This is a genomic window from Paracoccus sp. AK26 (assembly GCF_011801365.1).
Lineage (GTDB): Bacteria > Pseudomonadota > Alphaproteobacteria > Rhodobacterales > Rhodobacteraceae > Paracoccus > Paracoccus aerius.
Genome location: NZ_CP041045.1, coordinates 323,627 through 344,930, shown reverse-complemented (window position 1 = coordinate 344,930; position 21,304 = coordinate 323,627). Strand labels below are relative to the sequence as shown.

Genomic DNA, 21,304 nt, shown 5'->3' with positions numbered 1-21,304 from the left:
CCGGCCCCTGTCCGACTCTGTTCTGCCAATCCTGCGGGCAGCAGGGGATCCGGAGGAGACGGCGCCGCCATGCCGGAACCGGCGTCCCGGCAAGGGGGCATGGTCGCGGCCCATCCAGAACCACAAGGCCGATCAAGCAAACGGAGCATTGTTCATGAGTGTCTTCACGACCGCAGACGGAACCCGGATCTTCTACAAGGACTGGGGGCAGGGGCAGCCGATCGTCTTTTCCCATGGCTGGCCGCTGACCGCCGATGCCTGGGACGGGCAGATGGATTTCTTCGGCAGGCAGGGCTTCCGGGTCATTGCCCATGACCGCCGCAGCCATGGCCGTTCCGACCAGACCTGGGACGGCAACGACATGGACAGCTATGCCGATGACCTGGCCGCGTTGATCGACATGCTGGACCTGCGCGATGCCGTGCTTGTCGGGCATTCGACCGGCGGCGGCGAAGTCGCACGCTATGTCGGGCGCTATGGCACCGCGCGGGTCGCCAAGGTCGTGCTGGTGGGAGCCGTGCCGCCTCTGATGCTCAAGACCAAGGAAAATCCCGGCGGCCTGCCGATTGAGGTCTTCGACGCCATCCGCCAGGGCACCTATGACAACCGCGCGCAGTTCTTCCGCGACCTGACGCTGCCCTTCTACGGATACAACCGCGAAGGGGCCGCGATTTCCGAAGGCGTCCAGGACTCGTTCTGGCTGCAGGGCATGATGGGCGGCATCAAGGGCCAGATCGACTGCATCCGCGAGTTCTCGGAGGTCGATTATACCGCAGATCTGAAGCGGATCGACGTGCCGGTGCTGATCGTGCACGGCGACGACGACCAGATCGTGCCGATCGGCGCGTCGGGCCTTATGGCTGCCCGGATCGTGCCGGGCGCCATCCTCAAGATCTACAAGGGCGGCGACCACGGCCTGCCAACCACCCACCAGGATGCGTTCAACGCCGACCTGTCGGCCTTCCTGCGGGACGAGCCCGTGGAAGGGGCGCAGCAGCAAAGGAGCCGTGAAGATGCATGAGGAGGATTTCACCAGCACGGGCGGCGTCCGCATCCACATGCGGTCCTGGAACCCGGCAGGCGCGCCGCATGGCGTTCTTGTCATCTGCCACGGCGTCAATTCGCATGGCGGGCAACATGCCTGGACGGCCGAGCAGTTCGCGGCGCGCGGTCTTGCCGTCTTTGCGCTTGACCTGCGCGGCCGCGGCAAGTCCGAGGGCGAGCGTTTCTATGTCGAGGACATCGCCGACTATGTCGCCGACCTGCGCGGGCTGATCGCGATCGCCAAGAAGCGGCATCCGGGGCTTCCGGTCTTCCTCCTGGGGCACAGCGCGGGCGGCGTGGTGTCCTGCACCTACGCCCTGGACTACCAGGACGAGATCGACGGGTTGATCTGCGAAAGCTTTGCCTTCCAGGTGCCGGCCCCCGGCTTTGTCCTGACGGCGATCAAGGGTCTAAGCCACGTTGCCCCGAAACTGGGGGTGCTGACCCTGAAGATGAAGGATTTCACCCGCGACCCGCAGATCCTGGCCGTGCTGGAGGCCGATCCGCTGACCAAGGGCGAGAGCCAGCCGGCAGCGACGGTGGCGGCACTTGTGCGCGCGGACGAGCGGCTCCAGGCGTCTTTCTCGCAGATCACCGTGCCGTTGCTGATCCTGCACGGCACCGCCGACCGTGCGACCGTCTGCCAGGGCAGCGAATATCTCCATGAACATGCCGGCTCGACCGACAAGACGCTCAGGCTCTATGAAGGCCACTACCATGACCTTCTCGCCGATCTGGGACGCGAGGAGGTGCTGTCGGACATCAGCCAGTGGATCGACGCGCGTATGGCCAGGCAAGCCCAAGGGAGCAGCGCGGAACCCTCTGCGGCCGAGTAGGAGGCAGGCAGGACCATCGCACCTGCAAGGCGGATTAGCTGGCGCCGGGGCTATCTGAGCGGGCATCCGCAGGGCCCCGACATGATCCGCCTGCTGGACGGTGCCTAGCCGCTGAAGCCGAACTGCCAGACGGCCACGGGCACCGCCAGCAGCAGGATCAGCGACAGCGCGACCAATCCGCCGTCGCGGGTCAGAAGACCCGCCGCGAAAAGGGCGATGACGGCCGAGGCGATGGAGCCCGAGGTCGGGATCACCTCCATGAAGGGCATGAACAGCGTCAGCCCCAGGATCAGCACCTGGGGCAGATACAGCCAGGGGCGGTGCAGCAGCCATGTCAGGCGCTCTTTCAGGAAGCGTTCGACGAAACCCACGGGCTTGCGCAGCCAGCCGATCCCCTTGCACAGCTTGTCGGTGGGCAATTCGCGGCGAAGGATGAATTGCGGCAGCCAGACGCAGTTCCGCCCGGCGATCATCTGCAGCATCAGGATGAAGACGATCACCGCAACCGCGGCCGTCAGCCCCGGGATGGCGCTTGCCGGCGAGGTCGAGACAAGCGTGAAGATCAGGATAAGCGAGGCGAAGGACTTCTGGCCCAGCTTCCTGACGACCTCTTGCACGGTGATGCTGTCACCATGGGCGGCGGATTCCAGTTGATCCAGCACCGCGCTGAGCTTGTGGGATTGGTCCTCGGCCATGTGTCACCTTTGGGCTGATCGGATCGCCGGGCCGCGGAAAAATCGCAACCGGCTGTCTTGGAACAGATGTCCGCCACGGCTTGTTCCGACAAAAGGCGGCACGGCATGGCTGCCGAACTCGATGGGCGGCAGGAACAAACCGCTGCCGAACGGGTTCCGGGACAAGGCCCGGGCGACAGCCGGTTCGGGCACGTTGTGACCCTGAGGATACCATGCACCATCTTTTCCCGGACATGCAGGGCTGCGTCGAGGTCTGGCGGTGCTGCGCCGGAAGATGCCGCGGGATGGCCGCCCGAGTGTCGTAGCACAGGGCCTGCGGCTGACGAACCCTTAGTGTGAAGGACATATCATGGACAGTGCATCACCCCCCGTCGATCTGCCCGAGGATCTTCGCCGCGGGCTCGACGTCGCGGCAGGCGAGGCGGGCAAGACGCCTTCGGCCATCATCGTCGAGGCGCTGGAGCAGTTCGGCATCAAGCGGCTTAGCGAGGATCAGTTCCAGAAACGCCTGACCGGATCGCAGTGAATGCGCTTCATGGCATCCGTCTGGCGCTGCGATCATCAAGTCGCCTCATCCAAGTCTCGCCCGTGCCTGATGTCGGCAGTGCACGAAATGACGCTCGGACGGGGGCAGCAGCATGCGCAGGAAAGGAAAAAGGGCGCCACAAGGGCGCCCAATCGCGGAACCTCGACCGTTGGAACGGTCGGGCGCCAAGCGACCACAAGGTGTGAACAAAAACCGGCACTTCCCAGGATTGTGCCATACTGATGACTTAAGGTTAACCTTGTGACGATCCGCCTATAGGCCGGATCATGGCCGGTCATACGCCACATGGCGTATGGGCCTCACTTTTTCCGGCGGGCCATCGCGATGATCCTGTCTATGACAAGTCCGCTGCGCTGATAAAGGATCAGTTCAGCCGCGTCGGGCACAGGTTCGACCGTGATCTTCGGGTTCAGCTTGTGAAGCCTGTGGCAGGCAGCAAGGTCAATTCCCGGATCGTCGAGCGGAGCCAGATAAAGCAAGGGGACCGCCAGATCCCGCAGCGCCCCGTCGATCGGATGGTGGGTCAGCTGCAATTCGCGAACAAAGGTGACATGGCCCTGCTTGAGCGCGTGTTCGCAGGCGTTGCGGATCAGCGCGGTCCAATCGGGGTTGCGCAGCGTGACCTGGTTGATCGGGTTGGTGCGAAAGGCGCGCTCCAGATACCAGTCGAGGCCGTGCTGCCGCATCATCCGGTGCCCCGACTTCGCCATCAGTTCGGCGACCCAGGGTGCGCTTCCGGCCAGTTGCAGCATGACCCTCTGGATCTTCGGAAGCCGTTGGAGGCCGGGAATGTCGAAGCCCCCCGCATATCCGACGGCGATGAGGCCGTGGAAACGGTCGGGATGCGCGGCAGCTTCGGCCACAAGCGGCAGGACCCCGTCCGCCTGTCCCACCCCCAGGCAGGGCCGGCCCACGATCCGGTCCAGAAACTCGCGCAGCGCGACGATGTTGTCCTCCATGACATCAAGCGATGCGTCCATCGTGCTGTTGCCATAGCCCGGCCGGGACGGCAGATACAGGCAGATCCCGGCCTCCTTCAGCCGGGCCTCGCATTCGGCCGGCAGAAGATAGGTCATCGTCATCCCGCGCGACATGACGACGGGCAGCCCGTGCCGGTCGCCCATCCAGGTCCAGGCGATCTTGCGCCCCCGGGCCGTATGGATGATGCTTTCGCGGCTCAGGGGGTCGTGCCAGACCGGCGCGGCCCCCGTCAGCCCGACCTGTTCGCGGCTTGCCACCATGGCAAGAAGACGCATCAGCTCGATGTTCGAGGGCGCGCCCATCTTGCCCATGATCGTCTTGATCTGGGTCCGGATCGTCAGCAAGGACACGCGGCGCTTTTCGGCAACGGCCTCGAGGTTCCGGAGCTGGAAGAACAACTGGGCCACGTCGCATTCCGCCTGCGTCAGGCCAAAGGCTTGTTGCAGCCTGTCCCCGGCACGCGACGCCCACGCGATTTCAAGCGAACGGATCGCGATATGGGCACGGTTCTGGCCCGCCGCCCGAAGAAGAAAGGCTTCTGCCAGCAAGGTCTGGCCGTAATCCTCGGCGGCCGGCAGGATCGTGAGAATGGCTTGTGCCCCGTTGGAATGGGCGCCAGAGGCCCGCAACAAGGCCTCGTAGTCGTCGCGCGACCCTGGGGCGATCAGCGCCGGGTCGATCTGCGCGCCCTGCCTGACCCCGAAGGCACGCTCTCCGGCGATGTTGATGCTGGCCACCCGCCCATTGGGCGAAATCACGACGGCGGGGCCGGGAACCTCGGAAACCGCGACCTTCAACGGGTCGCTGGTCGCCGGAGCGCCAAGATTGTCGAGCGTCTCTCGAAAGGTCACCAGCTGGCCGAACAGACGCCGAGACAGCCGGGTCTGCGAGGTTCCGACATCCGAGATCGTGAGCTTTCTTTCCCAGCCCGATATCATGTCGTCGAAGGCCGACTCGTCCAGGACCGAGCGATAGGTGCTGGCAAGCAGGTCCAGATCGGTGCCGTCTTCCGCATCCTCGTCGTTATCAAGCTGCGGCGACAGAAACATGTGCTGATCGGCAAGGGGGGTCTTCGGTTTTCGATCTGGCACAGCGGTTCCTCATGGGATGGGGCAGAAAACCGTAAACATTCCTGCGCGGCCCGATCAACTGAAACGGAACAGGAAGATTCAGATTTCCTGTCCTGGTTGATCGTCGTCGAAGATCACCAGCCGACGCCTCTGCCCGATCGGAAGGGAGACGCCTTTGGTCCGCCGGATCAGGCCATTGGGGCAGCATCGAAATCCGGGAATTGACGACGGGCCTTGCAACCGTCACGTTTCGCAAACCTGCCCGCAGGCCGTGCAGGATTGGAACCCCAAGCGAGACCCAGATGCCGGACCTGTCCTTCCAACAAGTCGATGTGTTTTCTTCCAAGCCGTTCAAGGGAAATCCGGTGGCGGTGGTGATCGGCGCGGATGATCTGTCCGAGCGCCAGATGGCCGACTTCGCGAAATGGACCAACCTTAGTGAGACGACCTTCCTTCTGGCGCCGACCATGCCCCAAGCGGACTATCGCCTCCGCATCTTCACGCCTTCAGGCGAGCTTCCCTTTGCCGGTCATCCGACGCTGGGGACCTGCCACGCCTGGCTGACCAGCGGCGGGCGGCCACGCAAAGAGGTGATCGTGCAGGAATGCGGGGTGGGACTTGTGGCGGTGCGCCGCCATGAAGGCCGGCTGGCCTTTGCCGCGCCGAAGCTGCTGCGAACCGGCCCTGTCGAGGAAGCCTTGCTGGACCGCATCGCAAGCGGGCTGAAGATCGCCAGAAGCGCCATCCTTGATGCCCAATGGGCCGACAACGGCCCCGGCTGGGTCGCTGTTCAACTCGGCTCGAGGGCCGAGGTTCTCTCGCTTGATCCCGACCATGCCGCGCTTGGCGATCTCAAGCTTGGCGTGGTCGGGGCCTGGGACGAAGCGCAGGACGGGACAGAGGCGCAGTTCGAGGTCCGGGCCTTTGCCATGGGTGTCGGCGTGAAGGAGGATCCGGTCACCGGCAGCCTGAATGCCAGCCTTGCACAGTGGCTGATCGGAAACGGCCGTGCACCCCGATCCTATGTCGCCAGCCAAGGAACGGCGCTTGGCCGGGCCGGTCGGATTCATGTCGATCAGATCGGGGACGACATCTGGATCGGCGGGGACACCATGACCAACATCAGCGGGACCGTGAGCTTCTAGCCCCAATGCGTCACGAGGAGCAGTGCGGGCGCAGCCGGCGCTTCCACTCGGAAGGACACAGCCTGCTTATGCTGAGACTGCTTTCTGGCTGGATTGCAGGTCCGTGCTGGCGCCTGCGGGGCGGATGCGCAGGGCGCGCAGGGCGTTCAGGATCACGGCCACGTCGATCGCTTCCTGGATAAGCGCCCCCTGTACGGGGTTCAGATAGCCGAAGGCGGCGGCGATCATGCCCCCGATCGACAGGCCGATGCCCGCTACGACGCTTTCAAGCGCGATGCGGCGGGACCGCAGGGCGATCTCGATCCCCGGGCCGATGCGGTCCAGGCGGTCGACCAGCAGAACGACGTCGGCGGCCTCGGCACTTGCGGCGGCGCCGCGCGCGCCCATTGCCACGCCCACATCGGCGGCGGCCAGGGCGGGGGCATCATTGACGCCGTCGCCCACCATCATCACAGGCCCGTGCTTGTGTTCGGCCAGGACCAGCAGCACCTTCTGGTCGGGGGTAAGGCCCGCGCGGATGCCGTCGAGGCCCAGCCCCCGGGTCACGCGGCGGGCGACCTCGGCCCGGTCGCCGGTCGCCAGCAGGATCCGCTCGATCCCCTGGCGACGCAGGCCCGCGAGCATCTCGGCCGCGCCCTCGCGAAGGGGGTCCATCATCACCAGATGCCCCGCCATGTGGCCGTCCACCCCAACCGCCACCATGACTGAACCCGCGGCCTGTGCCGGATGATTGCCCGTATAGCCCACCCGCCCGGCCACGAAACCGTTTCCGCCGACGATCACCTGCCGCCCTTCGACGATCGCGACCACGCCTTCGCCGGGGGTTTCGACCATGTCCTGCGGCACCGGCAGATCCAGCCCCCGCGCCTTGGCCGCAGCGACGATTGCCTGGGCGACGGGATGCCTTGATGCCTGGTCGGCCGCTGCGGCCAGGCGCAGGACTTCGTCCTTGGCCATGCCGGCGCTGTCGATGGACTGGATCCGGGGCCGCCCGTCCGTCAAGGTGCCGGTCTTGTCCAGGATCAGCGTGCGGATGCGGGCCATCGCCTCCAGCGGCCGGGCGCCCTTGACCAGCACGCCGAAATGGGCGGCCCGCGACAGGCCCGCCACCAGGGCCACGGGAACGGCCAAGATCAGCGGGCAGGGGGTCGCCACGACCAGCACGGCCACCGCGCGGATCGGATCGCGGGTGAACCACCAAGCGGCGCCCGCAATCAGCAGCGTGACGGCCAGGAAGCCCAGCGACCAGCGGTCGGCCAGCCGCGCCATGGGCGCGCGGGACCGCTGCGCTTCCTCGACCAGTCGGACGATGCCGGCATAGGTGCTGTCGCGGGCATCATGGGTGGCACGGAGGTCGAAAGCCTCGCCCACGTTCATCGACCCGCTCATCGCTTCGGCACCTTTGACAAGGCGAACCGGCAGCGACTCTCCGGTCAGGGCAGAGGTATCGAGGAATGCGGTCGCGGATTCGACATATCCGTCCACCGGCACCACCTCGCCCTGCCGGATCAGCAACCGGTCGCCGGGCTGCAGCGCGTCAAGGGGCACGTCTTCAAGTCGGCCGTCGCGATGACGGGTCGCGGTGCGGGGGACGCGGGACAGAAGGTCGCGCATCTCGCGTCGTGCACGGCCTTCAGCGAAACTTTCAAGAAAGGTGCCGCCGGAATACATCACGGCGACCACCGCCGCGGCCAGCGTTTCGCCAAAGAACAAGGCCGCTGACATCGACAGCGCCGCCACGATGTCCAGGCCGACCTCGCCTCGCGCAAGGCTGCGCAGGATCTCGATCAAGAGGGAGGCCAGGACCGGCAGGACGCCGGCTGCCCAGGCCAGCCGCGCCAGATCGGGCCGTGCCCCCAGGTGCAGCGCCAGTCCCGCCGCCAGCCCCGCAAGCGCCATGATCAGAAGCAGAGTCTTGAGCCGGTCCGTCTGTCTGTGGTCCACGCCTGTCCCCCGCGGCGTCCGCGAACTTGCATGGCGACCGGCGCCCCGCCGGCCTTGTCCGCAAGCTCCCATGACCATTGCGCAGAAAGAACATCGCGTCGAGGTGGTTATGTCTTTGCCCAGCAGAGACACTAGCGCTTAGAAAACCCCTGCCGATCAGGCGAAGGTAAAGTCGGCCTCAACCAGTCCCGTGACATCCAGAAGCGTCACAGCATTGACACCCGCAGCCCGAAGACAGGCGGCCCCGATATCGATGACGGTGTCAGTGCCGTTACTGCTGACATAGGCATCGCCATCGCCAAGCGAACCGGACCTGTTCGTGTCAAGCTGGCGCCAGGACAAACCAGTGCCCAACAGCAGGATGCAGTCACCGTCAGCCTGGCGGAAGTCCATCACGGTATCGAGTCCGCCCCTTGGCCCGAAGACGAAGGTATCGGCGCCGCCGGTCAGGCTGTCCACGCCGACGGACGATGGCGTGATGATCCCGTCGCCCCAAAGGGCGTCATCGCCTGCCCCGCCGTGCAACGTATCATTGCCGCCGGCCAGTATCGCACCCGATCCCGAAGCGGAGCCATCGCCGTAAATCCTGTCCTGCCCGTCGCTGCCGAACAGCAGATCGTCCCCGCCGATCAGGCTGGCGGAAAAGCCACCCGCCACGACGGTGCCGTCACCCCACAGGATGTTGTCGCCCGTTCCGCCGCGCAGCGTATCATGCCCGCCAGTCAGAACCCCCGGCCCGATATACACGACGCCCACCTCTCCATCCCCGAACAGGGTGTCGCGGCCGGCCCCGCTCAGCAACAGGTCATTGCCCCCCGACAATGTGGGATAGGCCAGCCCGTCGCCCATCATCAGGTCATCGCCATCGCCTCCATGAAGCGTGTCATGACCGCCTGTCACGGATTGCGCCCGCCCGTCCCCATAAAGGGTATCATTGCCCGCGCCGCCCTTCAGAAGATCGCGTCCGCCGACAAGAACGCTTGTCGTGCGCCCGAAGCCGGCGTCCCCATCGCCCCAGAGCATGTCATTTCCGCGCCCGCCGTCCAGGACGTCATTGCCCCCGAACAGATCGCCACGCGCAAAAGCACCGCCCGCCCGTCCGTCGCCATAGATCACATCATTGCCCGACCCGCCTGTCAGGGCGTCGCGCCCGCCCGTCAGGACTGCCGTGTCACCGCTGTCTGCAAGGGCCGCGCCGTCGCCGTATAGGGTGTCATTGCCGGCGCCGCCAAGGACGGCGTCGTCCCCACCCTTCAGAAGGGATGTGCCCCCAAGGCCGCTTGTCACGCTGCCATCACCATAGATCAGGTCATCGCCGTCGCCGCCATCCAGAAGATCGGCCGCACCTGTCAGCGAAGCAGGCTCAGAACTGTCCAGAATGACCGGCCCGTCGCCACCGATCGTATCTGCGCCGTTCAATCCCATGATCCAGTCGCGGCGAAGCGTGCCGTGCAGCAGATCGGGTCCAGTCGTGCCCGGAATAAATCTCAATCCCGCTGTAAGCTTCATGTGCTTTCCTTTGAGCCGCTGAAGGTTTCAGGATCGTGGTCGATTAGTCAGTTCACGATGATCTTCAATTCCGCAGTATATCGCAGTTTTGGTTCTTATGACTGATTCTTTGCAAGACCATCCAGAATCATCGCCAGAAACTTGAATGCCCGGCATTGGGGGGATTTGGAGGAAACATGGTTCATGCAGAAAAGGGTATCTGGTAGTAATAATGGATTCGGCGACATGAAGTTTTCGTCGCAGCCAGTATCACCTCGCGGGGTGACCTTAAGCCGTTGGAATGAAGGGCGGCAGGCGAACCGTCTTGCATGATGCGTTCTTGCTGATGATTTCATCGAAGACAGCCACAACCTGGCTTGTCGATCCTGCTACATGAGCCAACTGGAACATCTCGCCCAGCTCTTGTTTGCAAGCTCGGACGCCCTGGGTTCTATGAATAAAGTTGATGACAAAACACAACATCTGGAAAGCAGTAGATCGTCATTCTCATTCTGAAATAAGGCGACCGTCCATAATTGAATAAAGCTGATAATTGGATTATGATAATTGAGTCGAAGTTATGAAGACAGATCGATTTGTTTTTCTCGTTCTAAAAGAGCGAGGCGATATTTTTTACGGCTGCGCCATATGCCCGGTGACGTTTCCCGTTTTGGACAAACCGTTCAGGAATGAACAAGGGCACAGGGAGTTCTTTCAATGACCACGCGTTATGATCCCGCCCTTGGGGCGCATGTCACTGTCAATTCGGACGGAAGAGTTCAAAGCATAAGGCACAGTCAGGCCTATATAGAGACGGGCGAGGCGATCCCCCGCGTTTCTGCCGAAAGCTATCTGCGCCAGTTCGCGGGGCCGTTGCAGATTCCGGCCAGCCAGCTTGCCCATCTTGAACGGAAGGTATCCTTCTTCAACCCGCAGGAGGCGCCGCCCGAGTTTCAGATCCACGACGAGAAACAGTCAATGGACGGAACGACGGTCGACTTCTACCAGACCTTTCATAACACGCCGGTATGGCGGCGCGGGGTGGCGGTCCACATCAAGCAGAACCCGGACCGGGTGATCAAGTCGACCCGCAACATCGAAGAGGAACTGGAGGGAAAGCTTCCCGACCAGGAGGTGATCGACCATTTCCGTCGCCAATTCGCCGAGCTTCAGGTCAATCGTGCTCAACGCGAGGCGCTTCACAGAAGCGGGCTTCCTTCTGCCGAACCGCAAGGCGAGGATGGGGATCGTGAAGCCGAACTGGTGGGGATGGTGCGTCAGGCTCTCAGGCGTCCACAGGGAAAGGGGCGTGGCGAACGCGACGAAGATTCGATCTTTCGCAGGGGTGCAGTCACCCGCCTTCTGAACGGCCGTTTCTTCATTTACAAATACCGGCCCGAACTTCGCCTTGGCGGTAAGCCACAGCAAGACCCCGTTCTCCGCGAAGATCCGTCCGAAGAACAGGCAGAGCCGCCCTTGCCGCGCCTTCCGCCGGTTGATGAGCGCATTCGGCCGGGGATCGCCTATCTCGTCGCCGAGATCATCTTCGAGATCGATCATGTCGTCTGGCTTGTGCTGCTAGAGGTCGAGACGCGCTCGATCCTCTACATCGAACGCATGACCTGTGGCGTCAACGGGCTGGTGTATCGCCGCGATCCGATCAACAAAACGGGCGATCTTACCGTTACCTCGAACCTCAACAACGCGCAGTTGAACCCCCATCGTGACGATGTGTTCCTTAACGATCTGGGGGCGCCGTCAGGCGGAAACCAGGCCCTGACGGGAACCTATGTCACCGTCGCCAATGTAGAATCCCCGAACATCGCTTCACCGACCCGTCCAGCAGGCTCGGATTTCGACTATGATGTCCGGAGCGACAACTTCTCGGCAGTGAATGCCTATTACCATCAGACGGAACTCTTCCGGACCATCGAGAGCATGGGCTTCCCTCGGTCGACCTACTTCGATGGGACGACCTTCCCGACACGGGTCGATCATCGCGGCTTGGGGGGCACGGGACTGGACATCAATGCGCACTGGTCACCGAACGGGACCGGCGGGACGGATCACCAATGCTATGGCCTGGGCGACGTGACGGACACAGCAAATCCTCTTGGGCGAGCCGTTGATCCCTACGTCCACTGGCACGAGATGGGCGGCCACGGCACACTGGGGGATCATGTCGGCTCGGGCAATCTGGGGTTTGCCCACAGCCATGGCGACGGCCTTGCCGCCATCCAGAACGATCCGGAATCGGCGCTTCGCGCGACGGCCGATCGGTTCCGCTACGCCCCGTTCCGGCCCAGCTTGACGCGTCGCTTCGATCGCGCCGTGGGTGCGGGCTGGGCATGGGGCGGCGTCAATGATGATGGAGGCTACGGGTCCGAGGAGATCCTGGCCACCTCGCACTTCCGCATCTACCGATCGCTAGGGGGTGACTCGGATGATCTTGCCCGGCGCCAGCATGCGGCGCGGATGACGACCTATCTGATCCTGCGCACCACCGGCGAACTCACGCCCGGGACGAACCCGTCAAGCGACGAGCTTTGGTGCGAGGAAATGCAGGCCGCCGATCTTCTGAACTGGACCAGCGAGGGATTGTCGGGCGGGGCCTATAACAAGGTCGTCCGCTGGGCCTTCGAGAAGCAGGGAAGCTTCCAGCCGGCGGGCGCCCCCAGCCCCGTGACGACGGAAGGCCAGCCGCCGGCCGTCGATGTCTATATCGATGATGGCCGCGGCGGCGAATACCCTTACCAGGCTGTCCACTGGCAGAACGGCTCCGTCTGGAACCGCAACGCCTCGGACAACATCTTCGGACACCAGAACGCCATCGACGGCGCCACGAACTATGCTTACGCCCGCGTGCGCAACCGCGGCACCCAGGCCTCGGGCCCGATCACGGTTCGTGCGTTTCATTCGCTTCCGGGCGCGGGACTTGTCTGGCCGAACGATTTCGTCGAGATGAGCCCCGTGGGCGGCGTTACGGTGGCATCCTTGGCAGGACGAAGCCTGGAAGAGGTGACAGCCGGCCCCTTTTCATGGGAGCCGAACATCAACGCCTATGGCCATGACTGCCTGCTGATCATCGCAACGGCAGCAGGCGACCCGAGCAATATCGACAACTTCTCGCCGACCGAGACGATCCAGGAATGGCGGCTCGTCCCCCATGACAACAACATCGCCCAACGCAATGTCAGCGTCGTGCCAGGCGGCGGCGGACCCGAGGCCTTCATTGCCAGTCTGGACGGCGCCTTCTTCATGGCGGGCAACAATCTCAATCGCCGGGCCACGATGGAGCTGAGGCTGAACATGCCCCCTGCCTTGCAGGAACGGGGCTGGGGGATCGCCTTTGACGGCATCGGCGCCGGCAACAAGTTCACGCTGAGGGCTGGCGAGAAGCGCAAGATCGTTCTTCGCGTGAAGCCGGGCACGTCCTTTGGCGCATCGGCCTTTGCCGGCACAGCCAACAGCGGCATCGAGATCGAGCTTTTGGCCAATGGCATCCTGATCGGGGGCATGTCCTACCAGATCGACCCTGAGTTGAAGCAGGTCTCGGGTGGCAAGAAGCCGAAAGATCACCCATGCCAAGGTCCGGGGCAGGACCTGCTGGATTGCCTCCAGGTCAGCGGCGGCCGGAAGGTCAAGAAGGTCTGCGTCCGCAAGGTGTCGCTTGACATCGAGCTTGACGGCGATTGCGACTGCTGAGTGTCTGTGGCCTGCTGCGCGTTTCATGGGCAGCAGGCCAGCATCGAGTCCTTGACGTTCAAGCCATGCGCAGGCGGCAAGCCCCGACCACAGAGAATACCCACACCGCAGGCATAACTCGGCCCACGGCGACTGCTGATCTTGCGCCAGCTGGCGCAAATAACGACCGGGTGCCGCTCATCACGGGACGCCCCAGCAGGACGGCTGACCAAACTTCAGCCACTGCGCCCGCTTCTTAGTCTTGAAATCGAAGGGAGGAGGAACTGGAGCAGCAGGCCACGCGAAAACACGGTTCTCTATTGTGCAGCTTGCTGCTACATGGGACCATTAATTGGTTTTCGAGTATGTGCATGATGAGACACTGCTGTGATTATTGATGCACATCATGTCCGGTCCTCTCCTTAGGCCAAATTCTAGCATCAGATGGAGGAGTTATCGGGGGTCACAGCACGCGTTACAGTTTGTACGCTTCATTGTTTCGCTTGCGGTGGGATTGCTTTCAAACATGGCGATCATGGCGATAAGCGTCCATGCTTTCAAACTGGACTATCAGACCGGCTTTCTGCTGGCTCTGATTTTGGTGCCAATGCTGAGCTTTATGATCAATCGATCCTGGGTCTTCAGGGAACCACAACGCGGGTAACTCGTCCCGCTTTTGTTCAAGAACCCATTCCTGTGCCCCTCCTCCTGGACTTGGACAGGGATCATCGCGCCCATTGCCGTGGTGTCCCGTCAGTTCCGCCAGGACTGGCGTAGCTAGAAAGAAAGGCACCTGCCGCCGCCCTCTCAAACCGCCACGCAGTCGGCATAGTGGCAGATCTCGCCGTCTTCGTTTGTTTCGGTGACCAGGCCGTGGATGTCGGTTTCAAAACCGGGGCATTCGCGGGCGAATTCGCGGTTGAAGCGCAGGTAGTCGACGATCTTGGCGTTGAAGGTCTCGCCGGGGATCAGAAGCGGGATGCCGGGCGGATAGGGCGTCACGAGGCTTGTCGTGATACGCCCTTGCAGGTCGTCGATCGCCACCCGCTGGGTCTTGCGCCGCGCGATGTGAGAGAATGCCTCGGACGGGGTCATCGCGGGATGGTGGTCCGACAGATAGATTTCCGTCGACAGGCGCGCGACATCGTATTTCGCATAAAGCGCATGGACGTGCTGGCTGAGATCGCGCAGGCCCATCCGTTCGTAGCGGGGATGCTTGGCGCAGAATTCCGGCATCACGCGCCACAGGGGCTGGTTGCGGTCATAGTCGTCCTTGAACTGCTGGAGCGCCGCGACAAGCGTGTTCCAGCGGCCCTTGGTGATGCCGATCGTGAACAGGATGAAGAAGCTGTAAAGGCCGGTCTTTTCGACGACGACGCCATGTTCTGCCAGGTATTTAGACACGATCGAAGCCGGGATGCCGGTGGTGTCGAAGCGACCCTCGATGTCCAGGCCGGGGGTGATGATGGTCGCCTTGATCGGGTCCAGCATGTTGAAGCCGGGCGCCATGTCGCCAAAGCCGTGCCAGCTGTCCTCTCCGTCGCGCTGAACGCCTTCGCTGTCGGTGCGGCGCAGCACCCAGTCCTTGGTGCGGCCGATCCCCTCTTCCTCGAGCGCCTCTGGCCCCCAGACCTGGAACCACCAGTCGTTTTCGCCGAACTCTTCGTCGACCTTGCGCATGGCCCGGCGGAAGTCCAAGGCCTCCAGGATCGACTCCTCGACAAGCGCCGTGCCGCCGGGCGGCTCCATCATCGCGGCGGCCACGTCGCAGCTGGCGATGATCGAATACTGCGGGCTGGTCGAGGTATGCATCAGGTAGGATTCGTTGAACAGGTGACGGTCCAGCTTCACCTCGTTCGAGTCCTGGACCAGCACATGGCTTGCCTGAGAGATGCCGGCCAGCAGCTTGTGGATCGACTGGGTCGCATAGGTCACCGAATGCTGCGTCCGATCGCGCTTGCGGCCCATCGCGTGATAGGTGCCATAGAACGGATGGAAGGCCGCATGCGGGATCCAGGCTTCGTCGAAGTGGAGATTGTCCACATAGCCATCCAGCATCCGCTTGATTTCCTCGGTATTGTAGAGGACGCCGTCATAGGTCGATTGTGTCAGCGTCATGATGCGCGGCTTGACCTGTTCCGCGTCCACGTCCTGCAGCAGGGGGTTCGACCTGATCTTGGCCCGGATGGATTCCGGCTCGAACTCGGAATGGGCGATGGGGCCGATGATGCCCCAATGGTTGCGGGTGGGCCGCAGGAAGACCGGGATGGCGCCGGTCATGATGATCGCGTGCAGGATCGACTTGTGGCAGTTGCGGTCCACGACGACCACGTCGCCGGGCGCGACCGTATGGTGCCAGACCATCTTGTTCGAGGTCGAGGTGCCGTTGGTCACGAAGAAGCAATGGTCGGCGTTGAAGATCCGCGCGGCATTGCGTTCGGACGCGCCGATGGCGCCGTTGTGGTCCAGAAGCTGGCCAAGTTCCTCGACCGCGTTGCAGACATCCGCCCGCAGCATGTTCTCGCCATAGAACTGGTGATACATCTGCCCGATCGGCGATTTCAGGAAGGCCACGCCGCCCGAATGGCCCGGACAGTGCCAGGAATAGGACCCGTCCTCGGCATAATCCAGCAGGGCCTTGAAGAAGGGCGGCTGGATCCCCTCAAGATAGCTTTTCGCCTCGCGGATGATGTGCTTGGCCACGAATTCCGGCGTGTCCTCGAACATGTGGATGAAGCCGTGCAATTCGCGCAGGATGTCGTTGGGCAGGTGCCGGCTGGTCTTGGTCTCGCCATGCAGGAAGATCGGAACGTCGGCATTCTTCCACCGCACCTCCTCGATGAAGGACCGCAGGTTCACGACGGCCGGGTCAAGGTCTGGGCCGGGGCTGAACTCCTCGTCGTCGATCGACAGCACGAAGGCACTGGCGCGGCTTTGCTGCTGCGCGAACTTAGACAGGTCGCCATAGGTGGTGGCGCCCAGCACCTCGAAGCCCTCTGCCTCGATGGCCTCGGCCAGGCCGCGGATCCCAAGCCCCGAGGTGTTCTCCGAGCGGAAGTCTTCATCGATGATGACGATGGGGAAACGAAACTTCATTGGTCTTCCTTTTCGGGCGTCACCTTGGTTGCCACGTTCTTTCCAGTGTGGACTGGCCCGTCAAGGCCGCGCGGATAGCTGAACACGGTCGTGATGATGATCATCGCCAAGATTGCATTCCATCCCGGCGGCATCGAAGGCGCAGACTCCTGCTCTGCCTGTCATCCGTCCCATGCGATAAAGATGTCGCGTCCGCGATGGAAGCCGCTGCGGCGCTACTCGGTCGGATCGTCGCTGGCAGGTCCGGCGCCGGTCTTGCGGTCGAACCTGGGCTGCCGTGCCGTGCCTGACGGTTTGATTGGGCCGTGCCCCTTTCGCAGCGAAGGACGGGTGGTCTGATCCTTCTCCAGATCGTCTGCCACGCCTTGTTCTTTGTCGGACATCGTCACCTCCTGCGCCAACTTCAGGATCAACATTTTCCGGCAGGGCATCGTTCCTCTTGGCGATAGGCGGCCGTGGCCGTGCCTTTGTTCAAGGCGATGGCGATCCTGACCCTGCCCGGCCTTGCTGGCGGCAGTCGGCGTGGCATGGGTGCCGAAGACTATGCTCTCGCAACGCAAAGTTTTTGTTTCGAACTTGGAATGCCAAGGGCAGGCCTATCCTGCGAAACGGTTGTTCTTGTGCTGGGACGGAGAACGCGCGGTCGGAAGCCGCGCCGTGCTGATGCACAACGCGGCGAAATCCTTGCCCGACCGGCAGATCAGGGCCTTGTGGCCCATTTCGCGGCGCGGGAGGCACCAATGCGAGTCTGGCGAAGGGCAAAGACCGAACCTCGATGCGGACTCTCGGCTGTCCAACGACGATTACGGACGTCACTGGATCTCGGTCAGCAGGCCGGCGGCAAGCCTTGCGCGTTCCGACAAGCTCGCGATCTCGATATGTTCGTTCAAAGTGTGCAGTCCCTTGCCGCGAACGCCGATCGAATCCAGCGTTGGCACCCCCATGGCGCCAGTGAAGTTTCCGTCCGAGCCGCCGCCGGCGCTGCCTGCTGCCAGATCGAAGCCGATCCGGGACGACAACTGCCGCGCCAGGTCGTAAAGCGCCATCGTGCCGGGCTGCGGTTCCCAGACCGGGCGGGTGACGCCGCGGGTCACGATGAACTCGACGCCGTCTTCCTCTCCTTGCAGGGCCAGCATGGCGGCGACGCCCCGATCCAGATCATCTTGCGTCTTCGCCATGCTCAGAACCTCGGCCCGGCACGAGGATGAGACGCAGTTGACCCACTGCCCGGCATGGATCACGCCAACCGAGAAGGTGCAGTCCTCGGTGGTCATGGCCTCGATCTGCAGGATGCGCTTGGCCATCGCGGCGATGGCCGACCGCCCGTCCTTGAGCGCCCAGCCAGCGTGGCTGGGACGACCCTGCGTCAACAGGTCGAAGCGTGCAATGGCATAGCGGCCGATCACCGCGCCGCCATCCGGCGAGGCCGGCTCGGGCACCAGGACCGCGCGTTGGCCCCGCGCCGCGTCCTCGATCAGGCCGCGCGTGGCGGGGGTGCCGACCTCCTCGTCCGGGGTGAACAGGAAGGTGACGGGCAGGGGCGTGGTCAGGCCGGCCTTGCCGATCTGGCGCATGGCTTCCAGGAAGACATAGTTGCCGCCCTTCATGTCCATGATGCCGGGACCATAGGCCAGCCCCCCTTCGCGCCGGAAGGGCAGGGTCTCCAGGGTGCCGATGGGATGGACGGTGTCCATGTGGCCGGACACGAGGATGCCGGGCTTGCCCTGATCGGGGTGCGGAAAACTCGCGCGGATCGAGGTGCCGAAGCCCTTGGTACCGGGGATCGTCTCGACAGTGGCGCCGATGGCAGCCAGGTCGCGGGCAGCCAGGTTCATCATCCGGCTGACGGCAGCCGCGTCCCAGGTGGGGCTTTCGCATTCGATCCAGGGGCGCAGGCCGTCCAGCATCCGGTCGGCGTCAAACGGTAGGTCCAGGGCGCTCATGCCGCGTCCCCCAAGGGCAGGCGGCGTTCGATCAGCCGGGCATAGATCGAGGCGCCCACCGGCAGGATGGCGGGATCCAGCACGAAGCCCGGATTGTGCAGCGGCACCGTGCCCGCGTGGCCCAGGTTGCCATAGGCGCCCGGCACCTGTTGCAGCATGTCGGCGAAATCCTCGGACCCGGTAAAGGGTTCGCTCTCGGTATCGACCTGGGCTTGGCCCACGACATCGGCCGCAGCCTGCGCCCATGCATCCGTCAAATCCTCGTCATTGACCAGCACATCGAAGATTTCGCGGAACTCGACGGTGATGGCGACGCCGAAGGCCCGTGCCATTCCGTCGCAGATGTCGCGCATCCGGGACTGCATCAGGTCGCGCACCTCGGGCCGGAAAAAGCGGATCGTCCCGGCCAGGACAGCCGTTTCCGGCACCACGTTATAGGCGCTGCCTGCATGGATCTGGGTCACGGACAGCACCGCGCGGTCAAGCGGTGCGACATTGCGGCCCAGCACGGTCTGGAACTGGCCGACAAGGCCGGATGCGACGACCAGTGCGTCGCGCGACTGGTGCGGCATGGCGGCGTGGCTGCCCTTGCCGCTGACCGCGATGTCGAAGAAGGACGCGCCTGCCATGGCGGGGCCGCGGCAGATCGTGGCCTGCCCCGGCTTGCCGGTGGGCTGGTTGTGCATCCCGTAAACCTCGTCCACCGGGAAGCGTTGGAACAGCCCGTCCGCGATCATGCCGCGCGCGCCGCCCAGGCCTTCCTCGGCCGGCTGGAAGATGAAGACGGCGGTGCCGTCGAAGTTGCGGCTGGCGGCCAGGTATTTCGCGGCGCCCAGCAGCATCGTCGTGTGCCCGTCATGGCCGCAGGCGTGCATCTTGCCCGCGTTCCGCGAGGCATAGTCCACGCCGCTGGCTTCCTGGATCGGCAGGGCGTCCATGTCGGCGCGCAGGCCGACGCGCCGGTTGCCCTGGCCGCGTCCCCGCAGCAGGCCGACGACGCCCGTCTTGCCGACGCCTTCATGCACCTCGTCCACACCATATTCGCGCAGCTTGGCCGCCACGACCCCTGCGGTGCGCACCTCCTCCAGCCCGATCTCGGGGTTGGCGTGCAGGTCCCGGAAGATGGCGTCCAGTTCGGGGGCGGCAGCGTCGATCTCAGGCAGGTTGGGCATGGGTCACCTTCGGCAGTTCGCGGAAATTGTGGAAATCCCAGAACCGGCCGGGCGCGGCGTCGATCAGGGCGCGGGTATAAGCGTGGGCTGGGGCTGCCAACACCTCGGCGGCGGGGCCGTGTTCGACAACGGCGCCGCGGCTCATCACGATCACCTCGTCGCAGATCTGGGCCGCCACGCGCAGATCGTGGGTGATGAAGACGATGGCGATCCCCAGGTCGCGCTGCAACTGGTCCAGCAGATCCAGCACCTGCGCCTGCACCGACACGTCGAGCGCCGACACGGCTTCGTCCGCCACCAGCACATCGGGGCGCATCATCACGGCCCGCGCGATGGCGATCCGCTGGCGCTGACCGCCGGAAAACTGGTGGGGATAGCGCGCCAAGGCATCCTCCGGCAGCCCCACGACGCCCATCAGGCGCGCGGCCTCGGCCAAGGCCTCTCGGCGGGGGGTGCCATAGTTCAGCGGACCTTCGATCAGGCTTTCGGCAATGGTCCAGCGGGGGTTCAGCGACCGCATCGGATCCTGGAACACCACCTGCAGCTTTTGACGGTGCGGGCGCAGGGCACGGCGCGAAAGATCCGCGATGTCGGTGCCGTCCAGCATGATCCGTCCCGATGTCGGGTCGATCAGCCGCATGATGCAGCGCGCGACCGTGGACTTGCCGGACCCGGATTCGCCCACGATCCCCAGGGTGCGCCCGCGCGACAGGGTGAAGGCCACGTCCTTGGCGGCATGGGCCTGCGGCAGCGACTTCAGGATGCCGCCGCCCCCATAGACCTTGTTCAGAGCCTCGACCCGAAGAACCGTGTCACCGGCAACCGCCCGCGCGGCGCGGGGCGACAGGCTGGGGACGGCCGACAGCAGCTTGCGGGTGTAATCGGCCCGGGGATGGCGCAGCAGGGTTTCAACGGGGCCATGTTCGACGATCTCACCGTGCTTCATCACATAAACCGTATCCGCGATCTCGGCCACGACGCCCATGTCATGGGTGATGAACAGCACCGCCGTGCCGTGTTTCTGCTGCAATTCGTCGATCAGCGACAGGATCTGCTTCTGCGTGGTCACGTCCAGGGCCGTGGTCGGCTCGTCCGCGATCAGCAGAACGGGTTCCAGCACCAGGGCCATTGCGATCATGATCCGCTGGCGCTGCCCGCCCGAAAGCTGGTGGGGATAGGACCGGAAGATGCGGTCCACATCGGGCAGATGCACCTGTTCCATGATCGCCAAGGCGCGCCTGCGGCGTTCGGCGACGGGCAGGTCGGTGTGAAGCTCCATCACCTCCATGATCTGGTCGCCGACCCGCAGGACAGGGTTCAGCGCCGTCATCGGTTCCTGGAAGATCATGGCGACGCGGGCGGCGCGAAGCTCGCGCATCTGCGCTTGCGTCAGGGGCAACAGGTCGCGGCCCTGCAGGGCAATTGTCCCTGACGCGACCTTCAGAGCCTCGGGCAGAAGGCCCATGATTGCCAATGAGGTCACCGACTTGCCGGACCCGGATTCGCCCACAAGGCAGACGGTTTCGCCCTGCCGGATGGTTACGTCGATGCTCTTCAGAACCTGAGGGTTGCCCGGCGTTTCCGGCAGGCTGACGGTCAGATTTCGGGCCTGAAGCGCGACGGGCGCGGCGTCGAAATTGCGTGTCTTGAACAGCATCG

The 21,304-nt window shown here is 63.9% G+C and carries 16 protein-coding genes; 7 read left to right on the top strand and 9 right to left on the bottom strand.

Features of this window, described 5'->3' with window-relative positions; genetic code table 11:
* Positions 1–154 precede the first annotated feature (154 nt).
* Entirely contained in the window at positions 155–1,021 is an 867-nt protein-coding gene (locus FIU66_RS17380; protein ID WP_167624141.1) for an alpha/beta fold hydrolase, read from the top strand.
* Positions 1,014–1,880 carry an alpha/beta hydrolase gene (locus FIU66_RS17375; protein ID WP_240544842.1) on the top strand — a complete coding sequence of 289 codons (867 nt, stop codon included), beginning with the start codon at positions 1,014–1,016 and terminating at the stop codon, positions 1,878–1,880. The genes FIU66_RS17380 and FIU66_RS17375 overlap by 8 nt, the downstream gene beginning before the upstream one ends.
* A gap of 104 nt (positions 1,881–1,984) precedes the next feature.
* Here FIU66_RS17375 and FIU66_RS17370 read toward each other — a convergent pair whose 3' ends face one another.
* Entirely contained in the window at positions 1,985–2,575 is a 591-nt protein-coding gene (locus FIU66_RS17370) for an exopolysaccharide biosynthesis protein (RefSeq protein ID WP_167624139.1), read from the bottom strand.
* 349 nt (positions 2,576–2,924) lie between these two features.
* Between FIU66_RS17370 and FIU66_RS17365 the strand changes: the two genes are divergently transcribed.
* A complete protein-coding gene (locus FIU66_RS17365) occupies positions 2,925–3,101 on the top strand; it encodes a hypothetical protein (RefSeq protein ID WP_167624138.1) in 177 nt (58 codons plus the stop codon).
* A gap of 320 nt (positions 3,102–3,421) precedes the next feature.
* Here FIU66_RS17365 and FIU66_RS17360 read toward each other — a convergent pair whose 3' ends face one another.
* On the bottom strand, positions 3,422–5,152 hold the full coding sequence (locus FIU66_RS17360) for an alpha/beta hydrolase (RefSeq protein WP_240544818.1): 1,731 nt from the start codon (positions 5,150–5,152) through the stop codon (positions 3,422–3,424).
* On the opposite strand from FIU66_RS17360, the gene FIU66_RS17355 reads away from it, so the two are divergent.
* Together FIU66_RS17355 and FIU66_RS17350 are read left to right on the top strand one after the other, a co-directional pair.
* Positions 5,153–5,398: a hypothetical protein gene (locus tag FIU66_RS17355; RefSeq protein ID WP_167623881.1), complete on the top strand. Its 246-nt coding sequence runs from the start codon at positions 5,153–5,155 to the stop codon at positions 5,396–5,398.
* 77 nt (positions 5,399–5,475) lie between these two features.
* The gene (locus FIU66_RS17350) at positions 5,476–6,318 is read left to right on the top strand and encodes a PhzF family phenazine biosynthesis protein (protein WP_167624136.1); all 843 of its coding nucleotides are present in this window, start codon (positions 5,476–5,478) and stop codon (positions 6,316–6,318) included.
* Between the two features lie 66 nt (positions 6,319–6,384).
* Here FIU66_RS17350 and FIU66_RS17345 read toward each other — a convergent pair whose 3' ends face one another.
* Both FIU66_RS17345 and FIU66_RS17340 read right to left on the bottom strand, forming a co-directional pair.
* Positions 6,385–8,217: a heavy metal translocating P-type ATPase gene (locus FIU66_RS17345; protein ID WP_370528988.1), complete on the bottom strand. Its 1,833-nt coding sequence runs from the start codon at positions 8,215–8,217 to the stop codon at positions 6,385–6,387.
* A gap of 201 nt (positions 8,218–8,418) precedes the next feature.
* On the bottom strand, positions 8,419–9,771 hold the full coding sequence (locus tag FIU66_RS17340) for a calcium-binding protein (RefSeq protein ID WP_167624134.1): 1,353 nt from the start codon (positions 9,769–9,771) through the stop codon (positions 8,419–8,421).
* A 696-nt stretch (positions 9,772–10,467) separates the two neighbouring features.
* Here FIU66_RS17340 and FIU66_RS17335 point away from each other — a divergent pair.
* Positions 10,468–13,455 (top strand): hypothetical protein, encoded by a 2,988-nt coding sequence (locus FIU66_RS17335; RefSeq protein ID WP_167624133.1) that lies wholly within the window; start codon positions 10,468–10,470, stop codon positions 13,453–13,455.
* 376 nt (positions 13,456–13,831) lie between these two features.
* Complete coding sequence (locus FIU66_RS18345; protein ID WP_370528979.1) at positions 13,832–14,098, top strand: GtrA family protein; 267 nt, start codon at positions 13,832–13,834, stop codon at positions 14,096–14,098.
* Between the two features lie 143 nt (positions 14,099–14,241).
* Here the strand turns inward: FIU66_RS18345 and FIU66_RS17325 are convergent, their stop codons facing one another.
* The 5 genes from FIU66_RS17325 to FIU66_RS17305 form a co-directional block, all read right to left on the bottom strand.
* Positions 14,242–16,530 (bottom strand): arginine/lysine/ornithine decarboxylase, encoded by a 2,289-nt coding sequence (locus FIU66_RS17325; protein WP_167624131.1) that lies wholly within the window; start codon positions 16,528–16,530, stop codon positions 14,242–14,244.
* Between the two features lie 215 nt (positions 16,531–16,745).
* Positions 16,746–16,913: a hypothetical protein gene (locus FIU66_RS17320; RefSeq protein ID WP_167624130.1), complete on the bottom strand. Its 168-nt coding sequence runs from the start codon at positions 16,911–16,913 to the stop codon at positions 16,746–16,748.
* Positions 16,914–17,342: 429 nt separating this feature from the next.
* Complete coding sequence (locus FIU66_RS17315) at positions 17,343–18,473, bottom strand: M20/M25/M40 family metallo-hydrolase (RefSeq protein WP_167624129.1); 1,131 nt, start codon at positions 18,471–18,473, stop codon at positions 17,343–17,345.
* Positions 18,470–19,645, bottom strand: coding sequence for a M20 aminoacylase family protein (locus FIU66_RS17310; RefSeq protein WP_167624128.1), 1,176 nt, complete (start codon positions 19,643–19,645; stop codon positions 18,470–18,472). The genes FIU66_RS17315 and FIU66_RS17310 overlap by 4 nt, the downstream gene beginning before the upstream one ends.
* Positions 19,629–21,302: an ABC transporter ATP-binding protein gene (locus tag FIU66_RS17305; protein ID WP_167624127.1), complete on the bottom strand. Its 1,674-nt coding sequence runs from the start codon at positions 21,300–21,302 to the stop codon at positions 19,629–19,631. Before FIU66_RS17305 ends, FIU66_RS17310 begins: the two co-directional genes overlap by 17 nt.
* Between the last annotated feature and the right edge of the window lie 2 nt (positions 21,303–21,304).

Coding starts and splice junctions, on each gene's coding strand:
- FIU66_RS17340 (WP_167624134.1), bottom strand. CDS start 9,771: ATGAAGCTTACAGCGGGATTGAGATTTATTCCGGGCACGACTGGACCC.
- FIU66_RS17335 (WP_167624133.1), top strand. CDS start 10,468: ATGACCACGCGTTATGATCCCGCCCTTGGGGCGCATGTCACTGTCAAT.
- FIU66_RS17315 (WP_167624129.1), bottom strand. CDS start 18,473: ATGAGCGCCCTGGACCTACCGTTTGACGCCGACCGGATGCTGGACGGC.
- FIU66_RS17370 (WP_167624139.1), bottom strand. CDS start 2,575: ATGGCCGAGGACCAATCCCACAAGCTCAGCGCGGTGCTGGATCAACTG.
- FIU66_RS17375 (WP_240544842.1), top strand. CDS start 1,014: ATGCATGAGGAGGATTTCACCAGCACGGGCGGCGTCCGCATCCACATG.
- FIU66_RS18345 (WP_370528979.1), top strand. CDS start 13,832: ATGCACATCATGTCCGGTCCTCTCCTTAGGCCAAATTCTAGCATCAGA.
- FIU66_RS17320 (WP_167624130.1), bottom strand. CDS start 16,913: ATGTCCGACAAAGAACAAGGCGTGGCAGACGATCTGGAGAAGGATCAG.
- FIU66_RS17310 (WP_167624128.1), bottom strand. CDS start 19,645: ATGCCCAACCTGCCTGAGATCGACGCTGCCGCCCCCGAACTGGACGCC.
- FIU66_RS17325 (WP_167624131.1), bottom strand. CDS start 16,530: ATGAAGTTTCGTTTCCCCATCGTCATCATCGATGAAGACTTCCGCTCG.
- FIU66_RS17365 (WP_167624138.1), top strand. CDS start 2,925: ATGGACAGTGCATCACCCCCCGTCGATCTGCCCGAGGATCTTCGCCGC.
- FIU66_RS17380 (WP_167624141.1), top strand. CDS start 155: ATGAGTGTCTTCACGACCGCAGACGGAACCCGGATCTTCTACAAGGAC.
- FIU66_RS17350 (WP_167624136.1), top strand. CDS start 5,476: ATGCCGGACCTGTCCTTCCAACAAGTCGATGTGTTTTCTTCCAAGCCG.
- FIU66_RS17305 (WP_167624127.1), bottom strand. CDS start 21,302: ATGCTGTTCAAGACACGCAATTTCGACGCCGCGCCCGTCGCGCTTCAG.
- FIU66_RS17360 (WP_240544818.1), bottom strand. CDS start 5,152: ATGTTTCTGTCGCCGCAGCTTGATAACGACGAGGATGCGGAAGACGGC.
- FIU66_RS17345 (WP_370528988.1), bottom strand. CDS start 8,217: ATGGCGCTTGCGGGGCTGGCGGCGGGACTGGCGCTGCACCTGGGGGCA.